Source organism: Parasutterella muris, from assembly GCF_009767915.1.
In the GTDB taxonomy this organism is placed as follows: Bacteria; Pseudomonadota; Gammaproteobacteria; order Burkholderiales; family Burkholderiaceae_F; genus Parasutterella; species Parasutterella muris.
The window spans coordinates 1-493 of record NZ_WSRP01000120.1 but is presented as its reverse complement, the minus strand read 5'-3'; the positions used below and the strand labels follow the sequence as shown (position 1 = coordinate 493).

The 493-nt window shown below is 40.4% G+C and carries 1 protein-coding gene; it reads left to right on the top strand.

Annotation, left to right across the window (positions count from 1 at the left end; genetic code table 11):
• Nucleotides 1–318, top strand: a 318-nt coding sequence (locus E5987_RS12835) for an integrase core domain-containing protein (RefSeq protein WP_420901722.1), incomplete at its 5' end; no start/stop codon positions are given.
• Nucleotides 319–493 lie beyond the last annotated feature (175 nt).

Below are 493 nucleotides of genomic sequence, written 5' to 3'. Positions count from 1 at the left end.
CAGTATGCAAGTAAAGAATATGTTGAATTGCTTCGAGCATCGGGCATATGTATAAGCATGACTGAAAACGGAGATCCAAAAGAAAACGCAATAGCTGAGCGAATCAATTCGACAATCAAAAATGAAATGTTGGGGAGTCGTAGGTTTGAAACCCACGAGCAATTAGAGCAAGCATTGTTTGAAGTGGTCTCTTTCTACAACGAGTGCCGACCGCATTTAAGCAATAACTTACTAACTCCGGCAAAGGCAGCAGCTTTAAGAGGGGAGTTAAAGAAGCATTGGAGATCACGTAGGGAGGAGTATCTAAGAGCTAGATAGTGAAGTAAAATTTGTTTATTCCTGCTTTCGGTTGCCAGTAGGCAACACCTCCTGGCAACCGAAAGCAGGAATAAGATCAACAAGAGGTAAACTAATTTCAGGGATTACTCTTTAAACAGTAAACTTTAACTAGGTTTAACAACATCAAGTAGTCAACCGATTTCAGGAAATGACA